This is a genomic window from Cobetia crustatorum, assembly GCF_000591415.1.
Classification (GTDB): Bacteria; Pseudomonadota; Gammaproteobacteria; order Pseudomonadales; family Halomonadaceae; genus Cobetia; species Cobetia crustatorum.
Genome location: NZ_JEMF01000062.1, coordinates 1 through 22,947, shown reverse-complemented (window position 1 = coordinate 22,947; position 22,947 = coordinate 1). Strand labels below are relative to the sequence as shown.

The window sequence follows — 22,947 nt, the reverse complement described above, 5'->3', positions numbered from 1 at the left end:
CCCCCGATGAGCCGATAAGGTAGCGGGTCACACCACCACACCAACAACAAACGTGGAGTACTAGCGTATGGTGCGTTCTATTCGACATCTGGTCTTCTGGCCAACCTTTCTAGTTCTGATTGCGGCAGTCATCGCCAGTCTGATGGATCTCGAAGCCTTCCTCGGCGCGACCACTGCGCTGAACACCTTGATACTCGACAACTTTGCCTGGCTGTTCAGCTTGGCAGTCTCTATCTGCTGATACTGGCAGTGATCGTCTACTTCTCTCCACTGGGCAATATTCGCATCGGAGGGGATGCAGCGACGCCACTGCTGAGCAAGACGCGCTGGTTCTCCATCACACTCTGCACCACGCTGGCGGTAGGCGTGCTGTTCTGGACCACGGCTGAGCCGCTCTATCATCTGATGGGGCCGCCAGAATCACTGGGGATCGAAGCCGGTTCCAAGGAAGCCATCCTCTTCAGCATGTCGACCATGTTCCTGCACTGGTCATTCACGCCCTATGCCATCTACGCCGTCCCGGCACTGGTCTTCGCATTGGCCTTTTACAATCGTCGCCAGACCTTCTCGATCACCAGCATGCTGGAACCCGTCTTCGGGACGCGTATCACCCGCTACGGTGGCTTGATCGATGCGCTCGCCCTTTACTCGCTGGTCGCCGGCATGGCGTCGACACTCGGTACCGGCGCCATCACGCTTGCAGGTGGCTTGAATCAATATATCGAAGGCGATACCAGTCCACTGCGCCTGGGCATCATCATCGCAATCATCGTCGTCACGTTCGTGGCCTCGGCCGCCAGTGGCCTGCAGAAAGGGATCGCACGTCTATCGTCATTGAATGCTCTGCTGTTGCTGGCACTGGGATTGTTCGTTTTCGTGTTTGGCCCTACCGTCTTCATGCTCAAGCTGGGCGTGGAATCCTTTGGTGCCTACCTGGACAACTTCTTCACGCGCAGCCTGTTCACGGGTGCCGCGGGCAATGACCAATGGCCGTACTGGTGGTCCATCTTCTACTGGGCCATCTGGTTCGCCTGGGCGCCGGTAACCGCGCTGTTTCTGGGGCGCATCTCACGGGGCTATACCGTACGTGAATTCCTGCGCATCAATCTTCTGTACCCCGCCCTATTTGCCGTGGCGTGGATCACCATCTTCTCCAGCGCGACGCTCTACTTCCAGCTACACACGGGCCTGGACCTCAACAGTGTCCTCAATGAGCAAGGCGTCGAGCACGTCCTTTATCGTCTGTTCGATGAGCTGCCGCTGTCCGGCCTGTGGATTCCGCTACTGCTGTTCATCGCCTTCGTCTCTTACGTGACGGCGGCGGATTCCAATACCGATGCCATCGGCAATCTGTGCACGCGCGGCCTGACCGCCGACACCGAGACAAATGCCGGTGTACCGATGAAAGTACTCTGGGGTGCCATGGTCGGTGTGATCGCCTGGGTGATGACAAGCTTCGTGGGTATCGATGGCGTCAAGATGCTGTCCAATCTGGGCGGACTGCCGGCACTGATCATCATTCTGCTCGCCAGTGGCTCTCTGTGGCACTGGATGAGCCAACCACAGCTGCTTGAGCTCAAGGGCGAGATGCCCTCCGCACCTGATCATGCCGCGAGCGCTCTTATGACCCCTGACCACAAGGACACGTGACATGCAGGTCAAGACTGACTTCCCGTATACCGTCCGCGAGATAGAACACCTCCTCATTCCGCTTTCGGATGGCACGCACCTAGCCGCCAGAATCTGGTTGCCAGAGGGGGCAGAACAGGCACCGGTACCCGCCATTCTGGAATACCTGCCCTATCGCAAGAATGACGGCACTGCGCCGCGCGATGCGTTGACGCATCCCTATTTCGCCGGGCATGGCTATGCCAGCGTACGGGTCGACATGCGTGGCAACGGCGAATCCCAGGGACTGATGGAAGATGAATATCTGCCACTAGAGCAGGCCGATGCGCTGGAAGTGATCGATTGGATTGCCCAGCAGCCGTGGTGTACCGGCAAGCTCGGCATGATGGGCATCTCTTGGGGCGGTTTCAATTCGCTGCAACTGGCAGCACACACGCCAGAACCGCTCAAGGCCATCATCACGCTGTGCTCCACTGACGATCGCTACACTGACGACATCCACTACAAGGGCGGCAACCTGCTCAACGAGAATCTGGCCTGGGCGGCAACCATGCTCAGCTTTTCCGCTGCGCCGCCGGACCCACGCCTGGTGGGTGATGAGTGGCGGGCCATGTGGCACGAACGTCTCGACAACATGCCACTGCTCGCCGAGACATGGCTGTCGCATCAGCATCGCGATGACTACTGGAGGCAAGGTTCCATCAATACCGACTACGCCAATATCGAAGCGGCGGTCTATGCCATCGGCGGCTGGGGTGATGCCTACAAGAATACCGTGAGTCGAATGATGGAAAACCTCAGCTGCCCGCGCAAGGCACTGATCGGCCCGTGGATTCACAAGTATCCGCACTTTGCCGTCCCCCACCCAGCCATCGGCTTTCTTCAGGAAGCGCTGCGCTGGTGGGACCACTGGCTCAAGGGCGAGGAAAACGGCGTGATGGATGAGCCGTCCGCCACCTTCTACCTGCAGGATTCCCTGCCACCGAAGACGATGTATGCCGAGCGTCCGGGGCGCTGGGTGCAGACGGATGGCTGGCCCGCCCGCAATGTCCTGATGCACGAGATGTCACTGAGTGAGACGGGGCTGGGGCATGACGAACAGCCCCTCACCACACCGGTCGTGATCGACTCGCCGCTGACCGCGGGTCGTCATCAGGCGAATACTGCGCCATCTGGTTTGGCCCGGATCTGCCGGCTGATCAGCGCATCGATGATGCCCTGGCCGTCTGCTTTGACAGTGCGCCACTGGAGGCGCCGCTGGACATTCTCGGCAAGCCGAAGGTGCATCTGACACTGGCCAGTGACCAGGACTGTGGCCAGTTGATCGTGCGCTTGAGCGACGTGCAGCCGGATGGACAGGTAGCGCGCATCACCTACGGCGCGCTCAATCTGATCGTGCGTGATCATGATCGGCCACAACGCCTCGTACCGGGCGAGCCCCTCCAGATAACCTTCGAACTCGACATGATCGGATATCAGATACCGGCAGGGCATCGCCTGCGCGTCGCGCTCGCCTCCTCCAGCTTTCCGATGCTATGGCCGGCGGCCAGGCGCTCGGCGCTGACGCTGTTGCCGGGGCTGCAGACACTGGAGCTGCCGATCTTTGAAGGCCAGGCGATAGCCAATCCCTTCGCGGCGCCCGAATCAGCACCGCCAGCCAATATCAGTGAGCAGCGCGTGGCCCAGCCATCGCGCAGCGTGATGGAAGATGTGGCCAGTGGCGAGATCACCACCATCGTCGAGGACGACATGGGGGCGATGACGTTTGACGATACCGGCTTGCGTGTCGAGCAGCGCTGCACCGAACGCTATACGGCGCACCCTGACGAGGCGGATCGCACTCGCGCCGAGATCGTCTGGCACTATCATGCAGGGCGTGATCAGTCTGCGCACGATAGTGCGCGAGACGAGACGACACCGGGGCAATTCGATGTCCGCGTCGAGAGTCACTACCGCATGCGCTGTGACGCCGAGCACTTCCATCTCGAGGCCGAACAGATTGCCTGGGAAGACGGTGAGGAAGTTCACCGCCGTGACTGGCAGTGCAGCGTTCCCAGAACGGCGGTATAGGTCGATAGAGACAGCCACCGGCAGGCGCGGATACGCCATTGAGGCATCCGCGCCACAAGCATCACGGGCCATCATGATATCCTTGAGCCAGCACTCTCCCGCTCAATCCTCAAGGATTCACATGTCGGCCCGTGATGCTCTCCCCCCTCTGCAATGCCTGCGCGCCTTCGAAGCCGCGGCTCGTCATGGCAGTTTCACGCAAGCCGGACGCGAATTGAATCTGACCCAGAGCGCCATCAGTCGCCAGATCAAACGTCTGGAGGAGGATCTCGGCCGCCCGCTGTTCGCGCGTGACCATGATGGCCTGAGACCCACACCGGCAGGCGAAAACTACTATCGCGTGGTGCGTCGCGTATTACGCGAACTGGCTGACGAGACCACCCGCCAGCGACGTCGTGGCAATGAGCGTCAGCTCACCCTGGCCACCAGTCCGGCGATAGCCTCGACCTGGCTGGCGCGGCAGCTCCCGCTGTTTCGTGAGGCCCATCCAGACATCGAGTTGCGCATCCTGACGGTAGAAGACCCCTACCGACTGGATCTCGCCGAGTTCGATCTCGGAATCTATTACCACCTCTCGCATGAGATCGACTCCGGGACTGAGCGCAGACCCCATCTTTCACGACGAGGAAGTCATCGCCGTCTGCAGCCCTACCTATCTTGAGTGCCACGATGCCATTGGCGGCCCACACGACCTGCTCACTCGTCATACATTGCTGATCGTCGAGGATCACTTCAGGGACTGGCTGACCTGGCAGCACTGGTTCGAGTCACTGGGCTTCGACTGGCAGGAACCCGCACACAGCCTGCGCGCCAATAGCTACCAGCTACTCCTGCATTCCGCCCTGGCGGGACAGGGTGTCATCCTGTGCTGGTCGAAGCTGCTGAAAGACGACATCACTCAGGGACGCCTCGTGAAGGCACTGCCCCAGACCTTGCCCAGCATCGGCACGCTGTCGTTGCTCACCCCTCAGCATCGACACATGAGCCAGCCGGCACAGCGCTTCACCCAGTGGTTGTTGCATCCCCCTCAGCCTGCTGCACCGTAATGGCATGACGCTCTTCTGAGCGCGATTGCCAATCGGCAAGTTCCGCTCTCAGATACGGCATGAAACGCTGACCTTGTCGTGACACCGCATGAAACCGCGAAGTGATCAGAGCGACGTCCAGTGTGATCGTCGGCACGAAAGGCACGACGCAAAGGTGGCAATCCCGACGTTCCAGCATCGTTTCTGCCGTCACGGGATCAATCAATGCGATACCCAGCCCCTCATTGACCAGCATCGCGACAGAGGGGAACAGATGGGTCTCGATGCTCGCCTGCAGCGTCATGCCGGCCTGCTGGAAAGCACGCGCCAGCTTGAGCGTACTCTGGTGATGCTGGTCCAGAGTGATCATGGTCTCACCGGCCAGATCCTGCGGTGTCAGTGACGTGCGCTCTGCCAGACGATGCCCCTTGGGAACCGCGAGCGTCATGCATAACCGGTACTCTTCAAGCACCAGCTCCTCTACCGCCGCATCTGCCTCGATCACTCCCAGATCGAACTGGCCCTCTGCCACCCACTCCGCGATCTTGCGCGAACTGAATGTCTGCAATGACAGCCGACTGTTGGGATAGTCCATCAGATAGCGCGCCATCACCTTGGGCATCACGGTCGGCGACAACCCCGGCATCGCCGCGACCGTCAGCTTGCCGGCATGACCATCACGCAAACCATCCGTCAGCTCGTCCAGATGCCCCACCGAGGCCAGCACCTTGTCGACTCCCTCGGCCAGGTGGACCGCCTCTGGTGTCAGCTGAGTGCCATAGTGATTGCGTCGAAAAAGCAGAAAACCGACCTCATGCTCGAGATTGGCGATCGCGGTACTCACCGCAGGCTGCGTCAAGGCAAGTCTACGCGCAGCCTGCGAAAGACTACCGGTACGCACCACTTCCTGGAATATCTGTAGCTGGCGCAGGTTATGTCTGAGTTTCATGGCGACTTGACTCTAGTGGCTGGGCTCTAAATTGTTCTTATGACTTAATAGATAGCCTTTAGTTGTGCTTATACCCCAAGAGAGGGGAAGCTGGCCTGACCCTCATAACCAACAACAAAGGGCACCATACAATGCACACGATCGACCTCCTGGGGCTACTGCTGTATTTCGCCATATTGCTCTATATCGGCTATCGAAGCGCCAAGAAGACCTCCAGCAGTGCCGACTTTGCCGTCGCTGGCAACAAGATCATCTGGCCTGTCCTGTTTGCCACACTTGCTGCCTCCTTCCTCGGCGGTGGCGCTTCCATGGGGCGCGCCGGCAAGGCCTTCGATGAAGGTTACGCCTTCATGTTTGCCGCCTCCGCCTTTCCGATCGCCACCATTCTGGCGGGACTGTTCATTGCTCCGCGACTCAAGCGTTATTCCGGTGCCCAGACCGTCGGCGATATCATGGCGCATCACTACGGGCGTAGCGCACGGCTGCTGACAGGCGTCTTCTCACTGATCTTCTGTATCGGCATCCTGGGGGCTCAAGCGCTTGCCATCGGCACTGTCTTCAACGCCATCATGGGAATAGAGATCAGTACGGGGATCTTGATCGGCATGGCCGTGGTACTGATCTACTCCACCGCGGGTGGCATGTGGGCCGTCATCCAGACCGATGTCGTACAGTTCGTGATGCTCGCAGTCTTCCTGCCGATCACCATGATTGTCGGACTCGACAAGATTGGCGGTCCAGAGGCCTTGATCGCCGCACTGCCCAGCGAGCATTTCAGCATCATGGGCGACTATTCACCGCTGATGTTCGCCAGCATCTTCATCGCCTTCCTGCTGGGGGAAACGCTGGTACCGCCTTATACCCAGCGTGCACTGTCAGCCCCTGATTCTCGCCATGCCAAGATAGGGTATTCACTGGCAGGCGGGTTTGGGCTGCTGTTCTATGCGATCAGCTCGACCATCGGACTGATCGCACTGGTGCTTTACCCGCAGATCGCCCCCGATCAAGCCATGCCAGAACTGATTCGTGATGCCTTGCCCCTCGGACTTACGGGACTGGTATTGGCCTCATTGCTGGCCGTCGTCATGTCCACTGCCGACTCATACCTCAACTCTGCCGCAGTCATCTTCGTGGCGGACATCTACAAGCCCTTCATCAATCCCGCGATGTCCGGCAAGCAGCAACTGTGGATCGAACGTGGCGTCAATCTGGCCATCGGCCTCGGTGCTGTCATCTTCGCGCTATATGCCACCTCCATCATCGACGCCCTGCTACTGAGCTATGCACTATGGGCACCGACCATCTTGCTGCCCTTCGTCTTCGCAGTGATGTTCAAGATTCGCTGCAAGCGAGCCGGTGTCGCCGCCATGCTGGCAGGTGCGCTGACGACCAGTGTCTGGAAATGGAGCGGCTTGGAACTTGAAGCTCTGACAGGACTCACGCCCCTGATTGCAGGCGTCGCGGCCAATATCGTGGTCTTCGTACTGGTCTACCGGCTGATGAACGTTGCCCCCGAGCAGAATGGCGACACTCCCATCTCTCACTCCACTCACTCTTGAGGAGACAGTCATGTTCGGATTTTCCCTCTATGCGATCTGCCTGCTGAGCATCCTGACCGCCGTGGGTATCGCGATAGCCTCCTGGAAGTTCTACCGCGACAACTAGCGTGCATCATCAACAAGAACCATCAACAAAGGCTATCAGCAAGTGCCACCTCAAAAACTGAGTCATGAGTGGCACATTACCATCAGCCGATGATTTCCATAGGGCAATGCTCCGTGTTCGATGCACAACACGGAGCATGCACGTCCAATGGCTTTTGCGACTGATTCAATGACTTGTCGATACATCCCTCAAGAGAACACATCTGATGCCTAGAGAGTCCCCTCATCCCACGGCCCAGCCAGCACCCACGAGTGAAGCAGGACAAACGCGAGAAACAGAACGAGCGAGACAAGGCAGTGTTGCGGTCATTGGTGCCGGTATCATCGGCCTGGCTACCTGTCGGGCTCTGCGAGCACGTGGCTATCATGTCCATCTATTTGATCCTCAACCGGCAGGTGAAAGCACCTCTCTTGGCAATGCAGGATTGATCGCCAACTACGCCACCTCACCCATGGCCAATCGCGATACCCTGCAGCAGTTACCGGGACAATTGATGAGCAAGATGCCCTCTGTCGGCATCGCCTTGCGCCATGCTCCCGCCCTGGCCAATTTTGGCTGGCGCTTTCTCAATGCCGCGACACCCAGAAACTTTCAGCGCCATAAAGCTGACCTGATGGTGCTGCTATCTCAGTCCGTCGAACGCCAGCACGCGCTCATCGAACAGGTGCAGGATTCATCGGCGCCTCCTCTGAGTCGTGATACGGGATGCCTGCAGATTCATCGCGACGCGCCATTGGCGAGTAAAGCGCTGGAACGTATGGCACAGACCAAGCGCCTTGACGGCATCAATTGCCAGGCACTCGGCCCTAGTGAGGCTCGTGATCTCGAACCCTCACTCAACGCGACTGGCTTGCACGGTGGGCTTTATTACCCGGACACCCATCATCTGAGCAGCCCACTGGCCCTCAGCCAACAGCTCTATCAGCAACTGCAGTCGCCTGACTTTGAATGCACTCAGAAGCGAGTAGAGCATCTTGCCCCGCTCGCCAGTGGCGGCTGGCGATTGAGCATGGGGAGCGAGACTCATGACACCTCGCATGTCGTGCTATGTGCAGGCATTGCCACCAATCAGCTGCTTGCCGGCCTGGGCAAGCGACTCCCGGTAGTCAGTGAACGGGGCTATCACGTCGAACTTGGCACGCCATTGCCCTTGTCACGTCCAGTGGGTTGGCTGGCGCATCATTTCTATGCCACCCCGATGTCAGGGGGCATTCGCCTGGCAGGCACAACGGAATTCTGCTCACCCTCACGCCGCGCCACCGCCCAGCGCTGGGGATATCTGAAGGCATGGGGCGAGACACTGTTTGGACATCCCCTCGAGATATCGAAACGCTGGATGGGAGTACGTCACTCGACGCCAGACGGTTTGCCCGTCATTGGGGAAATGCCCGGCTGCCCGGGGTTGCTGCTCGCCTATGGCCACGGTCACCTGGGGCTAACAATGGCGGCAGAGACCGGGGAATTGGTGGCAGGCCTGGTGGCAAATGAAGACTTGCCAGACTACGTCCAGTGCTTGTCACCCTCCCGATTTCATCGATGAGCATTCTTGGCCTCGCGCACGTATCTTCAGAGGTGCTCAGTGACAGGCCGCGTGCCATCTCGCATGCAACGGACAAGTACTCAACGAGATGGTACATCCTCGTGCGGGCTCAACGGCGTCAGCTCACAATCTCTCTGAATATCAATGGTGTTCGATCCCTCTTTCACTTGCCGTTGATGCGCTCAGGCTGAGTGGCGTATTCGACGCCATGCGTCTGGAGATAATCTCGAATCAACTGACGTACCACCTGGGAAGGCGTTTGATCTTGAGAGGCGCAAAGTTGCTCGAAGGCCTGCTTTTTGTGAGGGTCAATCATCAGCGTGAGTCGCGCGGTCTTCTTTTCCATTATCCTGCTCCTGAAACATTATCATCAAATGTTAATTGGCCAGGATGCCCGGTACAAGCTGCCACCGCATATGTGCCTCTCTTGTCCTTTTCTTCTTGTCCTTCTTGTCCTTTTCTCCCTTCTGCCCCGCCCCTCTCATGCCTCTATCCCTCAATGCTGACGAACACTTGATCACGTAGCAGTCATCAACACCCTCGATTCGACCTGACATGCCCATCCTCAAGAGATGGAGCCAGCGGACTCATTGACTGTACAGCTGCACTACGCAGGATTAGAACCCAACAGAATGATAATAGTATGTTAATGTAATTAACATACTATTATCATATAATTCTCGCTGCTTTCTGCCACTGGCCTGCCCTCGGGCCATGACATCTTGCGATCACAAGAGGAATTGGCACGCATGGCACGTCGTCGCTTCTCCATAACGCTTCCCCGTATCTCCACAGGGCTACACAGTGCCTGGCAAGAAGGCTACGGAGTGGCTGATTTACGTCAGGATGTCATGGCAGGTCTGACCATCGGTACCGTCGCCGTCCCCTTGTCGATGGCATTGGCCATTGCTGCAGGTGTCGCGCCACAGCACGGGCTCTATACGGCTATCGTGGCCGGCGCCATCATCGCGCTCACCGGCGGATCGCGCTTCAATGTGTCTGGCCCGACGGCAGCTTTCGTGGTCATTCTGTTTCCCATCGTTCAACAATATGGGCTTGGAGGGTTGCTCATTGCGACGATGATGGCAGGCATGATGCTGGTGATCATGGGAGTGACGAGAATGGGCCAGCTGATTCAGCTAGTGCCCTATCCGGTCGTGCTGGGATTCACGGCGGGCATCGCGACGGTAATCGCGGTCTTGCAGATACCCGACTTTCTCGGGCTCAGCATCGGAAAGCTCGGTGAGCACTTCCTCGACAACATGGGAAGGATATTCAGTGCCCTGCCGAGCACTCGCATGAGTGAACTGGGCATCGGCGTCTTCAGCCTGATAGTGATGCTGGCATGGCCGCGTCTTTGTCCTCATCTACGCTTTCTCGTCCCGGCGCCCTTGGTCGGGCTGATGAGCGGGGCCATTGCCGCCTATGGGCTCAATCATTGGCTGGGAGATGCCACTGCAGGCATGGCCGTCGAGACCATTGCATCCCGGTTCAGCTGGGAGGCCCATGGCACAAGCGGCACGGGAATTCCTCCGATTGCACCGAGCATGATGGCCCCCTGGAACCTCCCCGGAGCTGATGGCGCTCCCCTAGTGCTGAACTTCGCGCTGATTCAGGCGCTGATGGGGCCCGCGATTGCCATCGCCATGCTGGGAGCCATTGAGTCGCTGCTGTGTGCTGTCGTCTCGGATGGACTGACCAAGACACGTCATGATCCGAATGCCGAGCTGATCGGACAGGGGCTGGGCAACATCGTCGCCCCTCTGTTTGGGGGAATCACGGCCACTGCCGCGATTGCACGAACAGCTACCAACATCCGCAGCGGTGCGCGTTCACCCGTGGCAGCCGTCGTTCATGCAGGGGTTGTGCTGCTGGCCGTGATCGCCCTTACAGGGCTTCTGGGAATGGTGCCCATGGCCACTCTTGCCGCGCTGTTGTTCATCGTCGCCTGGAACATGAGCGAGGCCAGACATGTCGTGCACATTCTGCGCTCGGCACCGGCGGGGGATGTGGCAATTCTGCTGGTCTGTTTCGGTTTGACCGTACTCTTCAACATGGTACTGGCCGTCGCCGTGGGTATCGGGCTTGCAGCGGTACTGTTCATCCGGCGCATGATGCAGATCACTGACACACGACAGTTATCGTCCAGCCACGATCTGTCACGAGAGGCTTTGCCTGATGACATCGCCATCTACGCCATCACTGGCCCACTCTTCTTTGGCGTGGCGGAGAAGGCCCTTGTCTCGCTTCAGCGAGTGGATGACAGAATATCGACCGTGATCATCGACATGTCAGCGGTTCCCAGCATGGATGGGACAGCCATCGTTGCGCTTCAGTCATTGATCGACAACCTGCAACGCAAGGGAATCGCCCTGATTCTGAGCGGAGTCACCACGGCCATGATTCTCAAGCTGCGCCGAGCAGGCATTCGCAAGCGCGCCACGACACTGACCTACTGTCGCGACCTGACGCATGCTGAGCGTGTCGCTCAACGTTGGCGAGAAGGAAAGCTCCAGGGGCGGCCCGGACAAGGATAGGGGTCGGGATATAAGGAGAAGGAGAAGAGATGGCGGCTCAGGGAAAGCCGACAGACAGTGCGTAATACGACCTGATGCTGCCGCCAGGTGTTCCCAACGACAGCACCGGCCAAACCAGAACGTCTGACTTTTCAGCGATATCTACGCTTGAACACCCTCGAACATCCGGCGTCTGGCGCCTTCCAGGTGCGTGCGCATCGTACTTTCCGCACGTACTGCATCCTTGTCGGCAATAGCAGCAATGATCGCAAGATGCTCGTCCTGCACGATGCGCAGGCGCTCTTCCGAGGCGCGCAACGACAAGCCACGCGTCAGATTCATGCCCTCCTTGATGCTCTGATTCAGCGAGCGCAATACCGTTACATAGTAGTGATTGCTGGCAGCTTCGGTAATCGCGAGATGAAACTCGAAGTCTTCTTCAGAGGCACGTGCGTGATTCAGATTGGCTTGATTGATCGCCTCGTAACGATCACGAATCAGGTCAAGTTGCTCTGCCGTTCGACGTAGCGCCGCAAGCCCTGCTGCACTCGCCTCCACATTGGTGCGAAACTCAAAGCAGCGCTGGATGTCGGCAATGCTCGAGATCCGCGCGAATTCAAGCACCGCACTATCCGGCCGATTGACCACGAAGCTGCCAGACCCACGCCGAGAGACGACCAGGTTGTCTTCACGCAAGCGGGCCAAGGCGTCTCGCAACACAGGCCGCGACACTTCGTAGCACTCACAAAGACGTGCTTCGGTGGGGAGCTTCTTATTGACGGGGTAATCGCCACTGATGATGGCTGCGAGAATTTTCTCGTAGACCACCGAGGCCAGCGAATGCTTGGCTACCTCACTCATCTCTACTGATCATCCTTCACATGGGCCTGCCGGAAATCCGACATCTAGGGGGAAGGATACGGGGCAAGCGCTTGCGCGGAAAGCCCCGCCCCACTAAACGCCTCTGTCACGGACGTTCATATCATTTCGCAGTAGCCGGCACCTTGCGACCGGCACGCACACCGTTGACGATGATCATGGACCAGACAGCGACGGCGGCAATGGCCAGTACCATCGCGATCGGACGATCGACAAAGGCCGTCAGGTCGCCATTGGACTTGAGGATCGAGCGCATGAAGTTGCTCTCAACGATCGGCCCCAAGATTACCGCCAAGATCATCGGCCCCACTGGGAAATCATTCTCGGCCATGAAGAAGCCCATCACACCAATACCCAGCATGATCCAGATATCGAACATGGCATTGTTGGCCGCGAACGCACCGACGATGCAGAACATCAGAATCAGCGGGAACAGGATGCCCGTCGGAATCGACAGGATATGACGCGCGCCACGGATGGCCATGAAACCTAGCGGCAACAACAATAGATTGGCCAAGATGAAGACCATGAAGATGGCATTCACCAGCGGGCCCTGAGTCACAAAGACATCTGGCCCTGGTGTAATGCCCTTGGTCATCAATACGCCAATGATGATGGCAGTCACCGTATCGCCCGGTATACCAAAGACCAGTGCCGGGATATAAGCACCCGAGAGAGACGCGTTATTGGCCGCACTGGCAGACACTAGCCCTTCCGGGTGTCCAGTACCGAACTTTTCCGGCGTCTTGGACAGCTTGCGACTGACGGCATAGCTAATCCACGAAGCAATGTCAGCGCCTGCGCCAGGCAAGGCGCCAATCACGGTGCCTAGTGCACCACCGCGCAACACACCTCCCTTGTACTTCCACAGCGCGCTGCCCACACCTTCAAAGGGATTCTTGATGATTGGTGGTGACAACGGTGCACGATTACGTGTTTCCGGCATGCGACGAATCAGCTCGGAAATGGCGAACAGGCCAATCAACACCGGCAAGATCGAGATACCCGCCAGCAAATCGTAGTTACCAAACGTGAAGCGCATCTGACCGGACACACTGTCCATGCCGACCATGGCAATGACAAGGCCAGCCAGCATCGAGATGCCGCCTTTGAGCGGGTCAGCGCCGGATACCAGAATGGCGCAAGAAAGCCCCAGCAACGCCAGCCAGAAGTACTCATCACTGGTGAACTGGATCGCAAACTCGGCAATCATCGGTGCACAGAAGGCCAGAATCAGTACGCCAATGACGCCACCGATCATCGAGCAGGTCACATTGAGACCCAGCGCCAAACCAATCTTGCCTTGTTTGCCCATCGCAAAGGCTTCTTCGGTATATACCGCCGAGGCGGGTGTCCCGGGTATACGCAGTAAAGCACCGGGGATATCACCCGCCACAATGGCCATCGCCGTTGCAGACACGATAGCGGCAATTGCCGGCAGCGGATCCATGAAGAAGGTCACCGGTACCAACAGCGCAGTTGCCATGGTCGCCGTCAGACCCGGAATGGCGCCCATGAACAGTCCAAACAGTGAAGCGGCCAGAATGATGAGGCACACCTCCCAGGTGAAGACCATCGAGGCGGCTTGTAGTAGATCACTCATGAGTAGATCACCTTTTCCAGCAGCCCCAGCTCAAGCGGCACATGTAGTAACTGACCAAATACGCCCCAGATAATGGCGGTCGCTGTCAGAGCCATACCCATCGACGGCAACCAGCGCCGATGATGGAAGGTATAAAGCAGTAAAGAAAGCAGGACAAAAGACACCACGGGGAACCCCACCACCGGCGTCAGATAGACGTAGGCCACCACAGAGGCACAAATGGCAGCCAACGTCAGAATGAAGTGCATCAAAGGGACAGGATGCTGCCACGCAAGCCACTCCTCGCGATTGCCGAGGCCGCGCAATAGCAGGATGGCACCGAATAGCACCAACAAGCCGCCAATCACCGTTGGAAAGGTGCCAGCACCATAGTCTTGGCGGGGAAGATTTTTCAGATCGAGAGAGGCATATATGACGGCAGCCCCAAAGGCTGCCGTCACCACACCCGTCACCTTGTCATTGGTACGCATGTGCGGTTTCTCATGAAAACATCAGAAGTAAAAACAAGCAGGTCATCATTGGCCGGACGATCAATTGGCCAGGCCCAGCTTTTCGATGGTGACCGCATTCTTTTCATCCTGGTCTTTCATGAAGGCTTCAAAGCCTTCCGCATCTTCCCAGACAGTGCCGAAGCCACGGCTGGACATGAAGGTCTGGAATTGCTCGGAGTTCCAGACTTTCTCAGTCGCTTCTTCAAGGCGCTCAGTCACTTCTTCTGGCATTCCCTTCGGGCCTACCAGTCCACGCCAGGACCCCTGGTTCCACTCAGAACCCGTCAACTCTTTCGCGGACGGGACATCCGGGAAGGAGTCCAGACGATCGTTGGCCAGCACTGCCAGTGTCTTGACCCGGCCCGAGGCACGCATGGATTCGGATTCCGGCATGGAGGAGAACACCATGTCGACGCCACCGGCGGCCAGTTCCTGTAGACCCGGCGCGGCGCCCTCACTTGGCACCAACGTCACGTCATTCGGATTAATGCCCTGCTGATCAAGGAAGCCCGCGAAGGACAGGTGATAGGCAGCACCCGGCGCAGAGCCAGACACGGTGTAATCGCTGGGATTGGCCTTGAGAGCTTTTAGTGCGTCATCCAGCGTCTCCCACTCGGAATCAGCCTTCACGGTGAACGCCGCATAATCCAGATTGAGCAGTGCAATCGGAGTGAAATCCTTGTAGGAAAGCTGAGCGGTACCAATGTGCTGATAAGTGGCAATTTCTGCCGTGCCCAGCCCAAGGGTATAACCGTCAGGGCGTGCCATCTTCATGGTCATATGACCGACAACACCGGACCCGCCGGTCTTGTTGACGACATTGACCGGCTGACCCAACTCTTGTTGCAGCCCAGCCGCCAGCTGACGACCCACCGAATCGGTACCACCGCCGGCAGACCACGGCACGATAAGGGTAATCGGCTTGTAGGGATAATCCGCCGCCATGGCGACGGAAGCAGATAGGGTGAGGACTGAAGCACAGAGGACATGTGACAGTTTACGCATGGCTTGGACTCTCTCTTTATCTTGTTATGGGGGCGTTGGTGAGCTGTTGTCAGTGAGGCATTGGATGTTGCGATCTTCACTTGAGCTGCGAGCAGGGTTCCATCAGAGATACTGCGTACTCTGCTTATCTAATGGCGCTCGAGCGATTTGGCAGCGGATACGATGTTGCAGTCACTGCCTTGGCACTGAGATGAGTGTCAGCGGGATACGATGACTTTACAAGTTATGACAACTTGAACTTTAGACCAATCCAAAAATGATCGTGACGACTACCCTCAATACAGGTTTCGAAGGAGAATGCCGTAGTGCTTCCCCTAGGTTAGCTGACTCTTCATCGCGATACCCTTATCCTATGGCCGTAACACTCCTTTCCATTCGGTGAAAAACCACTCAGAAAAACAAGATTAAACTATTGAAAATAAACAAATATATCGAAACAACAAACAATTTCGTCACACTCGTATCAGCCGATGCGCTCACCTCTGCCTCGATATACGACTAACGTGTATCTCAACTGATACCACAACCACATTTTGGCATCCCCTTTCGTTGACGTAGAGAAGACCACGCCCACCAGTTGTTATTATTTGTTTGTCGATCACAAAAGAGTGAGCTAAGGTGACTCCTGCCGGTCGGAAGGTATCAATATTCGCCAATACCTCCCTCCTCCCCTACTTCTCCAAGTGGCTCATTTAAAGCAATTGCCCGCAGTACTTGCTTACTAATACCGGCCACACAACAACACACTGATCACTCAGGAAATTGCCATGTTCACCGATCTCCAGCAGAAAAAGGTTCTGATTACCGGTTCCACCAAAGGCATCGGTCTAGCAGCTGCCGTCGCATTTGCTCGCCAAGGCGCGCTGGTCGGCATCAACAGCCGTCAAAAGGATGAGGCTGCACAGGATGCCATCGCTCAGATGGAAGCCACCGGTGCACGCTTTGAATACTTCGCACGCGACCTCTCTACCAGCGAAGGCTGTGCCGCACTCATTGAAGATTTCACCAAGGCATTCGGTGGCATGGATGTGCTGGTCAACAACGCCGGCGGCCTGGGCATTCGTGCCGGCCTTGAGAGCCTCGACGATGCAGCCTTTGATCTGGTGATGGACCTCAACCTGCGCTCAGCAATCATGACGACCAAGTACGCGATGCCGCACCTCAAGGCATCTGCTGCAACATCCGGCACCACTGCCAGCGTCATCAGCACCGGTTCCATCGCGGGTCGTGAAGGTGGCGGCCTGGGTGCCTCTCTTTATGGCGGCACCAAGGCCATGTTGCACAACCTGCATCGCAACTGGGTGAAGGAGTTCACCAAGGACAATGTGCGCTTCAACATCGTCTCCCCGGGCACCATCGACACCGTCTTCCATGCCGACAAGAGCGAAGAACTGCGGGCGAAGATTGCTGGCAGCATCCCGATGGGCCGCTTCGGTACCTCGGAAGAATGCGCTCCCACCTTCCTGTTCCTCGCATCGCATGCCACCAGTGGCTACATCACTGGTCAGGTGATCGATATCAATGGCGGCCAGATGTGTCCGTAAACCAGCGTCACGCATAAGACAGCATCATTTGCGAACCAAGACCGCAAATGGGTCAGAAGCTCTCGCAAGCCAGGGATGCCACCGCCTCGACACATGCCAAGCCCCAGTGGCCATCGTTTGTGTCGGGGCTGTTTCGCCCCTGTACAGTCAACAGAGAAGAGATATTTCATATGTCACTTTCAGACCAATCGCCATTGCACGGACATCAGCTCATCGGCCAGCGCAGCCTGCTCGCCACTGGCAAGCCGCTGCATGCCATCAATCCTGCCAATGGCGAGACGCTTGAGCCGGGCTATCCCTCCGGCAGTGCAGAAGAAGTCGAACTGGCCTGTAAACTTGCACATGACGCCTTCGATAGCTTCCGCGAGACAGACCCAGAATCACGCGCCACCTTCCTTGAGACCATCGCCGAGGAAATCGAGGCCATCGGTGAACAGATCACCGAACGCGCCCTGCAGGAAACCGGTCTGCCGCGCGCGCGTCTTGAAGGCGAACGTGGCCGCACCTGTGGTCAGTTGCGTCTGTTTGCCGGTGTCGTACGTGCTGGCGAGTGGCTGGATGTCCGCATTGATCCCGCCCTGCCAGAACGCAGTCCGATGCCGCGTGCCGATCTGCGCCAGCGTCGCATTGCTCTGGGCCCGGTCGCGGTCTTTGGCGCCAGTAACTTCCCGCTGGCCTTCTCGGTGGCAGGCGGAGATACCGCCTCTGCCCTTGCGGCGGGCTGCCCGGTAATCGTCAAGGCGCACTCTGCCCATCCGGGTACGTCCGAGCTGGTCGGTGGGGCCATCCAGCGCGCCGTCAAGCGCTGTAACCTGCCGGAAGGCGTGTTCTCTCTGCTCTATGGCAGTGGCAGAATTCTCGGCCAGGCACTGATCACTGATCCGCGCATTCAGGCTGTCGGCTTCACCGGCTCGCGCAGTGGCGGCACCGCATTGCTCAAGACGGCCCAGAATCGCCCGCAGCCAATTCCGGTCTACGCCGAGATGAGCAGCATCAATCCGGTACTGCTGATGCCGGCCGTACTTGAAGCACGCGCCGAATCACTAGGACAGGCCTTCATCGGCTCGCTGAACATGGGCGCAGGCCAGTTCTGTACCAACCCGGGCCTGGTATTGGCGCTGGAAGGTGAGGCACTGGAACGCTTCATCGCGACTGCCGCCGACAGCGTCGCTGCAAGTGGCTGCCAAACCATGCTGACACCCGGCATTCATGACGCCTATCGCAAGGGTGTCGAGCAGCTTTCAAGTCTGCCGCAAGTTAAGGAAGTCGCGCGTGGTGCGCTGGATTCAGATAATGCCAGCCCGTGTCAGACGGCACTGTTCCGTACCTCGGCCAGTGATTTCCTGAGCGAACCCGCTCTGCAGGAAGAAGTCTTTGGCGCCAGTGCACTGATCATTGCATGCCGCGACATTGCGGAAATGCGTGCCGTCTGTGAGTACCTGGAAGGTCAGTTGACCGCCACCGTACACATGGATGACGCTGATCACGATGCGGTGCGTCAGCTGCTGCCAGTACTCGAGCGTCGCGCTGGCCGTATCCTGGCCAATGGCTGGCCCACTGGTGTCGAAGTCTGTCAGGCCATGGTGCATGGTGGCCCGTGGCCCGCCACCTCCGATAGCCGCACGACTTCCGTGGGTAGTGCCGCCATCGAACGCTTCCTGCGTCCGGTGTGCTACCAGGACCTGCCGGAGGCACTGCTGAGCCCGACATTGCGCGACGCCAACCCTGAAGCCCTGCCGCGCCTGATGGACGGCAAACGAGTGTGAAGAGACCTGAACCAAGCAGAGCCGCGTCTGCGCCGCCTAAAAGCCTTACGACCACATGATCTCCCTGATGTAGATCAACCCTGGGGGCGTAAGAAAATGACTATGCGCCCCCATTACCTAAGACCAAAGACCAGCTTGCAACCTTATTAAGGAACACTACGATGGGAACGATACCATTATTTCGATAATACGAGCGTGACATGCCACCAGATGAACTTAGCCCCCCCCGCTCATAGTCGCCGCGCTACTCTAAAGCAAGTTGCGCAAGAGGCTTGCGCATCCAAGACAAGCGTTTCACGTTATTTTGGAGGGGCTCGCGAGCAATTGTCACTCGATCTTCAGAAACGCATCGCGCGGGCGGCTTCCCGTCTCAATTATCGCCCAAACCTAATGGCACGCAGCCTTAAAGGGGGGCGCACCGGCCTGATTGGCATGCTGGTCGCAGATATCCGTAACCCCTTTTCGGTGGCTGTCATGCACGGCATAGAGCAAGCTGCACGCGAACAAGGCTTCTCCTTGATGATTTGCAATACTGACAATGACTCTCGCCTTGAGCAAGCCCATATCGCACAGTTAATTAGTTACGGCATTGAAGGCTTGGTAGTCAATGCCAGCGGACGTGTCAGCCAAGAGCTTGCAGAGCTAGCCTCAACTGGCTTACCAATGGTGTTATTGGACCGACAATTACCGGGGGTAGAGGCTGACATGGTCGGACTCGACAATGATGCCACCATCGACATGGCTATAGCGCATCTTATTGAGACTGGGTATCGAGACATTCTCTACCTGAGCGAACCGGTGAACCACGCAAGCTCACGTCAGGAGCGCTTGTCACGACTCACCTACCAGCTAACCGCGCAGGAAAGCACAATCAATGGTAAGACCTTCATGCTATCGATGTCCGCTGGCTTGACGTCATTGGTGCCCGTGGTGGAGCAATTCATATCCACGGCAAGTCGACCTGCCATCCTGTGTGGTAATGGCAACATGACGTTGATGGCGGCACGCTGCCTCAAACAGCTCAAGCTGAATACCGGCTCTATCGGCCTCCTAGGCATTGATGAATTGGAATGGTGCAGCTTATTGACGCCGGGTATCACGACATTGGCACAGCCCACGGAAGAAATCGGGCGACGGGCTTTTGCCTGCCTTCTGGAACGCAATCGTGAGGCTTACGTCGGGCAGTCACGCCATATCCGCTATCACCCAACATTGATCAAGCGTGGCTCAACATCCTGTCCTGACCCCCACGCTATTTGAATCAATCAGCTTTTCATTTCAGACATGTCTTAACCATCATAAGGAGATCAGGAAAGATGACCTCACATCTTGATATGGTATCGGTACCAAAACTTGATCGCTCTTCAACTATTCCGCAGGTTGCAGTCTGCACCTCTGCTTTCGGTAGTACCTTGATGCTGGCACGGGGGCAGGCCGCTAGCCTGGACTGGATACATGAGGCCGGGGCCGACAAGGTCGAGATTCGTCGCGAATTATTACCTACTGACTTCCAAGCTTTCGATATGCTAGGCGCGCAATGCGCAGAACATGCACTTGGCGTCATTTATTCCACCGCAGATGGACTCTGGAATGCAACGCGTCCTGCCGAAAGCGTATCTAGGCGACTACGCGAGGCAAATGCACTGGGTGCGGAAAGCATCAAGTTCGCACTGGGTGACTATCGTGGGGCCGGTCGAGATACTTGGGAAGCGCTGTCGTCCTTGCTTGCCGATAGCGGAGTCCCTCAAATACTGATCGAGAACGATCAGACCTCACAAGGTGGCTCCCTCTCCGCGATGATTGCCTGTTTGAAAGATGCCGAACATGCTGGATGTTCATTAGGCATGACGTTCGATATCGGCAACTGGCAATGGTGTGGCGCCAGCGCACAGCATGCCGCGGAGCGCCTTGGCCGGCATGTACGCTATGTACACTGCAAAGGCGTGAGTACTGACACCGCAGGAAAATGCCACGCGCGTGTACCAAGTGATACAGACCTTATCGAGTGGTCTTCAATATTCCGCCATTTCCCTAAAGATGTAATGCGCGCAATTGAATATCCCCTACAACCTACATCCCCTCTTGCGAAAGACGACATAGGAAATGTCGATTTCCGCTATCTGTCAGCCGCCCTGCCAAGCATTACCCGTCGCGAAGTCGAGCGACTGAGAGCGATAACTACTACTCAATAGATACCTCGTCTCTAATCGCGATTTTTGTCACCGCTTTACCATATGCTGGATCTTTCTTCTCTCACTCACTCCAGGAGCATTCATGAACAAATCACACCCTCAAACAAATTCTCCGGAGATAATCGCTTTTGGCGAAGCGATGGCCATGCTGGTAGCCGATGAAACCGGTGCTCTAGAATGCGTAGATCACTTCCATCGCCGAGTGGCAGGCGCAGATACCAATGTCGCTATCGGGCTGGCGCGGCTGGGTTTTCATGTTGGTTGGTTGAGTCGCGTAGGTGACGACAGCTTTGGACGCTATCTACGCAAGACACTCGGTAATGAGGGGTTGGACTGCCAGTTCCTGCATACCGACCCCCTACGCTCCACCGGACTGGTATTCAAGGCACGCGCCAATGATAGCGAGGATCCTGCGGTGGAGTACTACCGCCGTAACAGTGCTGCAAGCCAGCTATGCATTGAAGATGCGAAAGATATCGACTTCTCGCAATTGCGCCATTTACATGCCACAGGCATTCCTCCCGCGCTATCTTCAGTCACTTGCGAGCTTTCAGAATACATGATGGTTAAGGCACGCGATGCCGGAGCCAGTATCTCGTTCGACCCCAATCTACGCCCCTCCCTGTGGAAAAACGAAAACGTGATGCGTGAGACTCTCAATGCTCTGGCAGCAAAAGCTGATTGGGTATTACCTGGACTATCTGAAGGGCGGCTTCTAAGCGGTCATGAGAGACCAGAAGCCATCGCTGACTTCTATCTCGAACGCGGTGCGCGAGCTGTCATTATCAAACTCGGCCCACAAGGTAGCTACTATCGAGGCCTCCTCAATGGCCAGCTTGAGTCCTACACGGTCGCAGGTATTCCGGTAACACGCGTCCTAGATACCGTTGGAGCTGGTGATGGCTTTGCCGTAGGTCTTATCAGCGCCTTATTAGAAGGCTTCACTCCATCTGAAGCATTGCATCGTGCCAATTTAATTGGAGCTCGGGCCGTCCAGGTTATAGGCGACATGGAAGGTTTGCCAAACCGTGATCAACTGAAAGATCTCACCCAATAGCCCGCCTGACAAGCAGACACCAAGCAGCACAAAAATTTTGTTTTTATCGACACAGGAATGACACCTCATGAGAAAACGTATCGTTGCCTTTCGCCGACTCAACGAGGAACAGCTTGCACAGCTCCGACAGCATCACGATGTCGATTACTTCGAGCATCATGAAGACGCGGATAGCCCAGCCTTTCATGCGGCGCTTTCCAGAGCGCATGGTCTCATCACTGCTGGCCTCAAGGTCACACCACAGCTGATCGATAGCGCGCCGTATCTGGAAACCATCGCAAGCATCTCGGTGGGCTACGACAATTATCCGCTAGCGACATTGACCGAACGAAACATTCTACTGTGCAACACACCGGATGTATTGACCGAAACCACAGCAGATACTGGATTTCTTCTGATCATGGCGACTGCACGTCGAGCAGTTGAACTGGCCAGCTGGGTAAAAGACGGTCACTGGAAGTCTAGCATTGGACCTGATCTCTTCGGGAGCGATGTTCATGGCAAGACACTAGGGATGGTAGGATTCGGCCGTATCGGTGCCGCCATCGCACGCAGAGGAGCGTTGGGATTTGGCATGCAAATACGCTACACCATGGCATCGCCAAAACCCGAGCTAGAGAAGGAACTGGGGGCACTGCGCTTAAACTTGCAAGAACTACTGGCAACTTCCGACTTCGTCTGCGTGAGCGTGCCACTGAATGCAGATACCGAAAAGCTAATCGATTCAGCTGCCTTGGAGCGTATGAAGCCCAACGGCATTCTTATCAACATCTCGCGTGGCAAGGTTATCGACGAGCAGGCGCTGATTGAAGCTCTTAAAACGAGGCAAATTGGCGCGGCAGGGCTGGACGTGTTCGAGCAGGAACCACTGCCAGTTGAATCTCCTCTCCCGCATATGCCCAACGTGGTTGCCTTACCTCACATCGGGTCGGCCACCCATGAGACGCGGTCCTCAATGGCCCAACGCGCAGTGGATAACATGCTACTGGCGCTGGCGGGTAATGACCCGATAAGCC

General features: G+C 57.1%; 21 protein-coding genes. 15 read left to right on the top strand and 6 right to left on the bottom strand.

Annotated features, from left to right (window positions below; translation table 11 throughout):
- Positions 1-67: 67 nt before the first annotated feature.
- From BF12_RS22945 to BF12_RS22935, 6 genes are all read left to right on the top strand, one after another.
- Positions 68-241 (top strand): BCCT family transporter, encoded by a 174-nt coding sequence (locus tag BF12_RS22945; protein ID WP_248623712.1) that lies wholly within the window; start codon positions 68-70, stop codon positions 239-241.
- 8 nt (positions 242-249) lie between these two features.
- On the top strand, positions 250-1,650 hold the full coding sequence (locus BF12_RS20085) for a BCCT family transporter (RefSeq protein ID WP_248623711.1): 1,401 nt from the start codon (positions 250-252) through the stop codon (positions 1,648-1,650).
- Position 1,651: 1 nt separating this feature from the next.
- Positions 1,652-2,920, top strand: a complete 1,269-nt coding sequence (locus BF12_RS23190; RefSeq protein WP_282705502.1) for a CocE/NonD family hydrolase — start codon at positions 1,652-1,654, stop codon at positions 2,918-2,920.
- The gene (locus BF12_RS23185; protein ID WP_345917414.1) at positions 2,818-3,699 is read left to right on the top strand and encodes a CocE/NonD family hydrolase; all 882 of its coding nucleotides are present in this window, start codon (positions 2,818-2,820) and stop codon (positions 3,697-3,699) included. The genes BF12_RS23190 and BF12_RS23185 overlap by 103 nt, the downstream gene beginning before the upstream one ends.
- A 121-nt stretch (positions 3,700-3,820) precedes the next feature.
- Positions 3,821-4,360 carry a LysR family transcriptional regulator gene (locus tag BF12_RS22940; RefSeq protein WP_248623710.1) on the top strand — a complete coding sequence of 180 codons (540 nt, stop codon included), beginning with the start codon at positions 3,821-3,823 and terminating at the stop codon, positions 4,358-4,360.
- Positions 4,278-4,745 (top strand): LysR substrate-binding domain-containing protein, encoded by a 468-nt coding sequence (locus tag BF12_RS22935; protein ID WP_248623709.1) that lies wholly within the window; start codon positions 4,278-4,280, stop codon positions 4,743-4,745. The genes BF12_RS22940 and BF12_RS22935 overlap by 83 nt, the downstream gene beginning before the upstream one ends.
- On the opposite strand, the gene BF12_RS0112975 is transcribed toward BF12_RS22935, so the two are convergent.
- Entirely contained in the window at positions 4,702-5,673 is a 972-nt protein-coding gene (locus tag BF12_RS0112975) for a LysR family transcriptional regulator (RefSeq protein WP_024952645.1), read from the bottom strand. The genes BF12_RS22935 and BF12_RS0112975 overlap by 44 nt on opposite strands.
- Before the next feature lie 131 nt (positions 5,674-5,804).
- On the opposite strand from BF12_RS0112975, the gene BF12_RS0112970 reads away from it, so the two are divergent.
- Positions 5,805-7,232 carry a sodium:solute symporter family protein gene (locus tag BF12_RS0112970; RefSeq protein WP_024952644.1) on the top strand — a complete coding sequence of 476 codons (1,428 nt, stop codon included), beginning with the start codon at positions 5,805-5,807 and terminating at the stop codon, positions 7,230-7,232.
- Between the two features lie 311 nt (positions 7,233-7,543).
- Entirely contained in the window at positions 7,544-8,878 is a 1,335-nt protein-coding gene (locus BF12_RS0112960; protein ID WP_024952643.1) for an NAD(P)/FAD-dependent oxidoreductase, read from the top strand.
- A gap of 163 nt (positions 8,879-9,041) precedes the next feature.
- On the opposite strand, the gene BF12_RS0112955 is transcribed toward BF12_RS0112960, so the two are convergent.
- Complete coding sequence (locus BF12_RS0112955; protein WP_024952642.1) at positions 9,042-9,224, bottom strand: ribbon-helix-helix protein; 183 nt, start codon at positions 9,222-9,224, stop codon at positions 9,042-9,044.
- Positions 9,225-9,627: 403 nt separating this feature from the next.
- Here BF12_RS0112955 and dauA point away from each other — a divergent pair, with 403 nt between their 5' ends.
- Entirely contained in the window at positions 9,628-11,415 is a 1,788-nt protein-coding gene (gene dauA, locus BF12_RS0112945) for a C4-dicarboxylic acid transporter DauA (RefSeq protein ID WP_024952640.1), read from the top strand.
- Between the two features lie 141 nt (positions 11,416-11,556).
- On the opposite strand, the gene BF12_RS0112940 is transcribed toward dauA, so the two are convergent.
- The 4 genes from BF12_RS0112940 to BF12_RS0112925 form a co-directional block, all read right to left on the bottom strand.
- Positions 11,557-12,255 (bottom strand): FadR/GntR family transcriptional regulator, encoded by a 699-nt coding sequence (locus BF12_RS0112940; RefSeq protein ID WP_024952639.1) that lies wholly within the window; start codon positions 12,253-12,255, stop codon positions 11,557-11,559.
- Positions 12,256-12,376: 121 nt separating this feature from the next.
- Complete coding sequence (locus tag BF12_RS0112935) at positions 12,377-13,876, bottom strand: tripartite tricarboxylate transporter permease (RefSeq protein ID WP_024952638.1); 1,500 nt, start codon at positions 13,874-13,876, stop codon at positions 12,377-12,379.
- A complete protein-coding gene (locus tag BF12_RS0112930; RefSeq protein WP_024952637.1) occupies positions 13,873-14,346 on the bottom strand; it encodes a tripartite tricarboxylate transporter TctB family protein in 474 nt (157 codons plus the stop codon). Before BF12_RS0112930 ends, BF12_RS0112935 begins: the two co-directional genes overlap by 4 nt.
- 60 nt (positions 14,347-14,406) lie before the next feature.
- Entirely contained in the window at positions 14,407-15,372 is a 966-nt protein-coding gene (locus BF12_RS0112925) for a Bug family tripartite tricarboxylate transporter substrate binding protein (RefSeq protein ID WP_024952636.1), read from the bottom strand.
- A gap of 767 nt (positions 15,373-16,139) precedes the next feature.
- On the opposite strand from BF12_RS0112925, the gene BF12_RS0112920 reads away from it, so the two are divergent.
- The 6 genes from BF12_RS0112920 to BF12_RS0112895 all read left to right on the top strand — a co-directional run.
- Positions 16,140-16,916 carry an SDR family NAD(P)-dependent oxidoreductase gene (locus BF12_RS0112920; protein WP_024952635.1) on the top strand — a complete coding sequence of 259 codons (777 nt, stop codon included), beginning with the start codon at positions 16,140-16,142 and terminating at the stop codon, positions 16,914-16,916.
- Positions 16,917-17,086: 170 nt separating this feature from the next.
- A complete protein-coding gene (locus BF12_RS0112915; protein ID WP_035160127.1) occupies positions 17,087-18,682 on the top strand; it encodes an aldehyde dehydrogenase (NADP(+)) in 1,596 nt (531 codons plus the stop codon).
- 390 nt (positions 18,683-19,072) lie between these two features.
- Positions 19,073-19,942 (top strand): substrate-binding domain-containing protein, encoded by an 870-nt coding sequence (locus tag BF12_RS0112910; RefSeq protein WP_500778379.1) that lies wholly within the window; start codon positions 19,073-19,075, stop codon positions 19,940-19,942.
- Positions 19,943-19,998: 56 nt separating this feature from the next.
- Positions 19,999-20,874 (top strand): sugar phosphate isomerase/epimerase family protein, encoded by an 876-nt coding sequence (locus BF12_RS0112905; RefSeq protein ID WP_248623708.1) that lies wholly within the window; start codon positions 19,999-20,001, stop codon positions 20,872-20,874.
- Between the two features lie 82 nt (positions 20,875-20,956).
- Positions 20,957-21,931, top strand: a complete 975-nt coding sequence (locus BF12_RS0112900; RefSeq protein WP_035160126.1) for a sugar kinase — start codon at positions 20,957-20,959, stop codon at positions 21,929-21,931.
- A 67-nt stretch (positions 21,932-21,998) separates the two neighbouring features.
- On the top strand, positions 21,999-22,947 hold a 949-nt coding region (locus BF12_RS0112895), incomplete at its 3' end, for a 2-hydroxyacid dehydrogenase (RefSeq protein WP_024952630.1).